The sequence below is a fragment of the Faecalibacillus faecis genome (assembly GCF_003024675.1).
GTDB classification, from domain to species: Bacteria; Bacillota_I; Bacilli_A; order Erysipelotrichales; family Coprobacillaceae; genus Faecalibacillus; species Faecalibacillus faecis.
The window spans coordinates 1-6,033 of sequence record NZ_PYLP01000039.1 but is presented as its reverse complement, the minus strand read 5'-3'; the positions used below and the strand labels follow the sequence as shown (position 1 = coordinate 6,033).

5 protein-coding genes and 3 rRNA genes are annotated in these 6,033 nt (G+C 36.2%); all 8 read right to left on the bottom strand.

The genetic code is table 11. The features are described from left to right. Positions 1–365 (bottom strand): 16S ribosomal RNA (locus C7U55_RS13235); the annotation flags it as partial. Positions 366–847: 482 nt separating this feature from the next. Further along, entirely contained in the window at positions 848–1,156 is a 309-nt protein-coding gene (locus tag C7U55_RS13230; protein WP_022002421.1) for a PTS lactose/cellobiose transporter subunit IIA, read from the bottom strand. Positions 1,157–1,306: 150 nt separating this feature from the next. Next, a complete protein-coding gene (tuf, locus tag C7U55_RS13225; RefSeq protein WP_106988944.1) occupies positions 1,307–2,491 on the bottom strand; it encodes an elongation factor Tu in 1,185 nt (394 codons plus the stop codon). A 93-nt stretch (positions 2,492–2,584) separates the two neighbouring features. After that, the gene (gene fusA / locus C7U55_RS13220) at positions 2,585–4,660 is read right to left on the bottom strand and encodes an elongation factor G (protein WP_106988943.1); all 2,076 of its coding nucleotides are present in this window, start codon (positions 4,658–4,660) and stop codon (positions 2,585–2,587) included. Between the two features lie 33 nt (positions 4,661–4,693). After that, positions 4,694–5,164 carry a 30S ribosomal protein S7 gene (gene rpsG, locus C7U55_RS13215; RefSeq protein ID WP_022002418.1) on the bottom strand — a complete coding sequence of 157 codons (471 nt, stop codon included), beginning with the start codon at positions 5,162–5,164 and terminating at the stop codon, positions 4,694–4,696. 25 nt (positions 5,165–5,189) lie between these two features. Beyond that, positions 5,190–5,603, bottom strand: coding sequence for a 30S ribosomal protein S12 (rpsL, locus tag C7U55_RS13210; RefSeq protein ID WP_022002417.1), 414 nt, complete (start codon positions 5,601–5,603; stop codon positions 5,190–5,192). A gap of 142 nt (positions 5,604–5,745) precedes the next feature. After that, positions 5,746–5,854: ribosomal RNA gene (rrf, locus tag C7U55_RS13205) — 5S ribosomal RNA — on the bottom strand. A gap of 73 nt (positions 5,855–5,927) precedes the next feature. Next, positions 5,928–6,033, bottom strand: a 23S ribosomal RNA gene (locus tag C7U55_RS13200); the annotation flags it as partial.

Genomic DNA, 6,033 nt, shown 5'->3' with positions numbered 1-6,033 from the left:
TGCCGAAAATTCCCTACTGCTGCCTCCCGTAGGAGTCTGGGCCGTGTCTCAGTCCCAGTGTGGCCGGTCACCCTCTCAGGTCGGCTACGCATCGTCGCCTTGGTGGGCCGTTACCCCTCCAACTAGCTAATGCGCCATAAGTCCATCCTCTACCTATGCCGTAGCATATTTCATATCATCTCCATGCGGTTATGACACCTATGCGGTCTTAGCTATCGTTTCCAAYAGTTATCCCCCTGTAAAGGCCAGGTTACTTATGTATTACTCACCCGTTCGCCACTCTTCACATATGTGAAGCGTTCGACTTGCATGTATTAGGCACGCCGCCAGCGTTCATCCTGAGCCAGGATCAAACTCTCCATTGTCCTTCTATCTCTTCAGACAACTTTGGTCTGTTTAGCTCTTTTTTCTTTTAAACTTAAATTGACGTTGTGTTTTATTCTTTCCTGTTCAGTTTTCAATGTCCTCTCACTCGTCTCTCTCGTCGAGTGCTCATTTATACTACCATCCATTTCTCCTTTTGTAAAGCTTTTTCTCTATCTTTTTTTATCTTTTTTCCTGTTTACTTTCTTTTTCCCCTCTGTATCGATATTTTTTATCCCTCTCTTTTTTACCTTTTTCTCTTCTTTGTCTAATATACTGTGCTTTTACAACAAAAGAAGGCCTTTTTAGTGTTCTTCTTATTAAAATTATTTATCATCTTTTTTTATTTGTATTTTTTTGACTTTTATTTCGTTCTATCTCTTTATTCTTTAGTACAAGAATATATTTTACCTTTTTTCATGAAAAACGTTTATACGCAAAAAAAAACAGCTGCTTAGATAAGCAACTGTTTCTTACTTATTAATTATCCGATTTTTTTGTAAACGTCAACGAATTCTTGAGCTAAATCAATGCATAATAATGAAGTCATTAAATGATCTTGAGCATGAACCATTAATAAGCTTAATGGAGCTTTTTCCCCTCTAATTTCAGCTTGAATCATTTCAGTTTGTGAATGATGTGCTTCGTTTACTGCTTCTTTAGCGTTTCCTAAAGATTCTTCAGCTTTTTCGATATCTCCAGCTTTAGCATATTGAATTGCTTCGATAGCAGAGCTACGTGCACTACCAGCGTTTACAATTAAATTAATAACGATTTGTTCTTGTTGATCCATTTTTATTATCTCCTTCTATAAACAAATATTCAGACTACTTACATCTGCATTATTATTTTATCAAACTCATATCTATTATTCAAGCGCTTTCTCTTTTTAAAATAGCAAATTACCAAAAAAAGGTGCCGAAGCACCTTTAATTTAAAATTATTATTCAATAATTTCAGAGATATTTCCAGAACCTACAGTTCTACCACCTTCACGAATTGAGAATTTAGTTCCTTTTTCGATTGCGATTGGGTGAATTAATTCAACTGTTAATTCTACAGTATCTCCAGGCATTACCATTTCAGTACCTTCTGGTAATTCAATTACACCAGTAATATCAGTAGTTCTGAAATAGAATTGTGGTCTATAGTTTCCAAAGAATGGAGTATGACGTCCACCTTCATCTTTACTTAATACATAAACTTGACCTTTGAATTTAGTATGTGGATGTACTGAACCTGGTTTAGCTAATACTTGTCCACGTTGAATTTGATCACGGTTGATACCACGTAATAATACCCCTACGTTATCTCCTGATTCAGCATAATCTAATAATTTTCTGAACATTTCGATACCAGTAGCAACTGTTTTTTGAGTATCTTTGATACCAACGATTTCTAATTCGTCATTTAAGTTTAATTGTCCACGTTCTACTCTACCTGTAGCAACTGTTCCACGACCAGTGATTGTGAAAACGTCTTCTACTGGCATTAAGAATGGTTTATCAACGTCTCTAGTTGGAGTTGGGATATAAGTATCTACAGCTTCCATTAATTCGTCGATAGCTGGAGTCCATTTAGGATCTCCTTCTAATGCTTTTAATGCTGATCCTCTGATTACTGGAGTATCATCACCTGGGAAGTCATATTCATTTAATAATTCACGAACTTCCATTTCTACTAAGTCGATTAATTCTTCGTCATCAACCATATCGCATTTATTTAAGAATACGATGATGTATGGAACACCTACTTGACGAGATAATAAGATGTGTTCTCTTGTTTGTGGCATTGGTCCATCAGTAGCAGCAACTACTAAGATAGCACCATCCATTTGTGCAGCACCAGTGATCATGTTTTTGATGTAGTCAGCATGACCTGGACAGTCAACGTGTGCATAGTGACGAGTTTCAGTTTGATATTCTACGTGTGCAGTGTTGATTGTGATACCACGTTCTTTTTCTTCTGGAGCAGCATCGATTGAAGCATAATCCATTGCAGCAGCTTGTCCTTTTTTAGCAAGACAAGTAGTGATTGCAGCAGTTAAAGTTGTTTTACCATGGTCAACGTGACCAATAGTTCCGATATTTACATGCGCTTTAGAGCGGTCAAATTTTTCCTTAGCCATTGTTAAGGTTCCTCCTATTTTCTATTTTTTTTACAATAAACATTCTAGTTTATTTATTCGAAAAAATCAATATTTATTTGATTTTAATGTAGATTATACATTTCCACCATTTTTCTTGATAATTTCTTCTCTAATTGATTTAGGTGCAGCTTCGTATCTATCAAATTGCATTGTATAGTTTCCACGACCTTGAGTAAATGATCTTAAATCAGTTGCATATCCAAACATTTCTGATAATGGTACAGATGCTTGAACTGAAACAGCATTTCCTCTTTCTTCTTGTCCTTCAATCATACCACGTCTAGATGAGATATCACCCATAACGCTACCTAAGTATTCAGAAGGAGCAGTTACTTCTACTGCCATAATTGGTTCTAATAATACAGGACCACATTTTTTAGCAGCATTTTTAAGTGCTAAACTTGCAGCTACTTTATATGCCATTTCTGATGAATCGACATCATGGTAAGAACCATCAAATAATGTAGCTTTTACGTCTAATACAGGGTATCCAGCAATCATACCAGTTTCAAGTGCGTCTTCAAGACCTACTTTTACTGAGTTGATATATTCTCTTGGGACAGCCCCACCAACGATAGCATCAACGAATTCAAATCCTTTACCTTCATTAGGTTCAAATTTGATCCATACGTGACCGTATTGTCCACGACCACCAGATTGTTTTACATATTTACCTTCACATTCAGCTGCTTGAGTGATTGTTTCACGGTAAGCAACTTGTGGAGCACCAACGTTAGCTTCTACTTTGAATTCTCTCTTTAAACGGTCAACGATTACGTCTAAGTGTAATTCACCCATACCAGCGATAACTGTATCTCCAGTTTCTGGGTTAGTAAATGTTTTGAAAGTTGGATCTTCTTCAGCTAATTTAATTAAACCATTACTTAACTTATCTTGATCTTGTTTAGTTTTTGGTTCGATAGCTAATTGGATAACTGGTTCTGGGAATTCCATTTTTTCAAGAATAACGAAATTCTTTTCGTCACAGATAGTATCTCCAGTTGTTGTATTTTTGAAACCTACTGCTGCAGCGATATCTCCAGCGTAAACTTCATCAATTTCATTACGTTTGTTCGCATGCATTTGAAGAATACGACCTAAACGTTCTTTTTTATCTTTTGTAGAGTTTAATACATAACTTCCTGATTGACATGTACCTGAATATACACGGAAGAAAGTTAATTTTCCTACGAATGGGTCAGCCATGATTTTGAATGCTAATGCTGAGAAAGGTTCATCATCAGATGCATGTCTTTCTACTTCATTACCATCTTCATCAGTACCTTTGATCGAAGGAATATCAGTTGGTGCAGGTAAGAAATCAATTACTGCATCTAACATTGGTTGAACACCTTTATCTTTGTAAGCTGAACCGCATAATACAGGGAATAATTCTACAGCTAATGTTCCTTTACGGATTGCTGCTTTAATTTCTTCTTCAGAAATTTCTTCGCCTTCTAATACTTTCATTAATAGATCATCATCATAAGTAGCTGCTTGATCTAACATTTTAGCACGATATTCTTCAGCTTGAGCCATATATTCTTCAGGAATTTCTTTGTAAGTTACATTTTCACCTTTTGCCCCTTCGAAATAAACAGCTTTCATTTTAATTAAGTCAATGATTCCTTCGAAAGTATCTTCAGCACCGATAGGTAATTGGATTGCAACACCTTGTACTCCTAATCTCTTTTCTAAAGATTCTAATGACATAATGAAATCTGCACCTGTTGCATCCATTTTGTTTGCGAATACAATACGAGGTACACCATAAGTAGTAGCTTGACGCCAAACTGTTTCAGTTTGTGGTTCTACACCAGCTTTTGCATCTAATACAGTTACAGCACCATCTAATACACGTAAAGAACGTTCTACTTCGACTGTAAAGTCTACATGGCCTGGTGTATCGATAATGTTTACACGATATCCGTTCCATTGAGCAGTTGTAGCTGCTGAAGTGATTGTGATTCCACGTTCTTGTTCTTGTTCCATCCAGTCCATTTGTGAAGCACCTTCGTGAGTTTCACCAATTTTATGGATTTTACCAGTGTAATAAAGGACACGTTCAGTTGTTGTTGTTTTACCAGCATCAATATGAGCCATGATTCCGATATTACGAGTATTTTCTAACGAAAATTCACGAGCCATTTGTTTTCTCCCTTCAAAATTTTAGCCGTTATATTACCAACGGAAATGAGCGAATGCTTTATTAGCTTCAGCCATTTTATGAGTATCTTCTTTCTTCTTAACAGAAGCACCTGTTCCGTTTGAAGCATCGATAATTTCGTTTGCTAAACGATCAACCATAGTTTTTTCGTTTCTTAAACGAGAATAGTTTACTAACCATCTTAAACCTAAAGTCATTCTTCTTTCTGAAGAAACTTCAACTGGTACTTGGTAGTTAGCCCCACCAATACGTCTTACTTTAAGTTCAAGGACTGGCATGATATTGTTAATTGCTTGGTCAAAGACTTCCATAGCTGGATTTCCAGTTTTTTCTTCTACTTTTTTAAACGCATCATATAAGATGTTTTGAGCAACACCTTTTTTACCATCTAACATAATGTTGTTGATAAGTTTAGAAATAGTTTTAGAGTTATACACTGGATCAGGTAGAACGTCTCTTTTAGCAACTCGTCCTTTTCTTGACATATATATTTCCTCCTATAAGTATTAATTAAGCTTTTGGTTTTTTAGCACCGTATTTAGAACGTGCTTGTTTACGATCGTTAACTCCAGCACAGTCCATTGTACCACGGATAATATGGTAACGAACCCCTGGTAAGTCTTTAACACGACCACCACGAATTAAAACAACACTATGTTCTTGTAAGTTATGTCCAATTCCTGGAATATATGCAGTTACTTCCATACCATTTGATAATCTAACACGGGCATATTTACGTAAAGCCGAGTTAGGTTTTTTAGGTGTCATAGTAGCAACACGTGTACAAACACCACGCTTTTGAGGTGATTTAGTTGATGTAGCTTTTTTAGCTAATGAGTTATAACCTCTATTTAAAGCAGGTGAATTTGATTTTGTTGTTTTATCAGTACGACCTTGTCTTACTAATTGGTTAATTGTAGGCATTATTTTCTCCTTTCCTGATAACACACAATACCGGGTGTTTCATATTTAATCATAAATATTGCACCCTTCATCGGGCACTGTGTTGATAATATAGTATTTTAAATAGAAAGTCAATACATTTTTTAAAAAAAATAAAAAAAAGAACTGGCAACGAGCTATTTTCGCACCGAAGTACTATCTTCGCCGTGATGATGCTTAACTTCTGTGTTCGGAATGGGAACAGGTGTGTCCATCATGCTATCATTACCAGATCTTCTCTTAAAGTATCCTTCAGGACACTCAAAACCAGATAGTAGTCTCTTTCTTTCAAGCTCGCTTGCCTTTTCGGTCAAGCCCTCGACCTATTAGTATCAGTCCGCTTAACATGTCACCATGCTTACACTCCTGACCTATCTACCTTATCGTCTTTAAGGGGTCTTACTTGCTTGCG

Excerpts from the sequence above, each read along its gene's own strand:
- C7U55_RS13230 (WP_022002421.1), bottom strand. The coding sequence starts at position 1,156 with ATGGATCAACAAGAACAAATCGTTATTAATTTAATTGTAAACGCTGGT.
- rpsL (WP_022002417.1), bottom strand. The coding sequence starts at position 5,603 with ATGCCTACAATTAACCAATTAGTAAGACAAGGTCGTACTGATAAAACA.
- fusA (WP_106988943.1), bottom strand. The coding sequence starts at position 4,660 with ATGGCTCGTGAATTTTCGTTAGAAAATACTCGTAATATCGGAATCATG.
- tuf (WP_106988944.1), bottom strand. The coding sequence starts at position 2,491 with ATGGCTAAGGAAAAATTTGACCGCTCTAAAGCGCATGTAAATATCGGA.
- rpsG (WP_022002418.1), bottom strand. The coding sequence starts at position 5,164 with ATGTCAAGAAAAGGACGAGTTGCTAAAAGAGACGTTCTACCTGATCCA.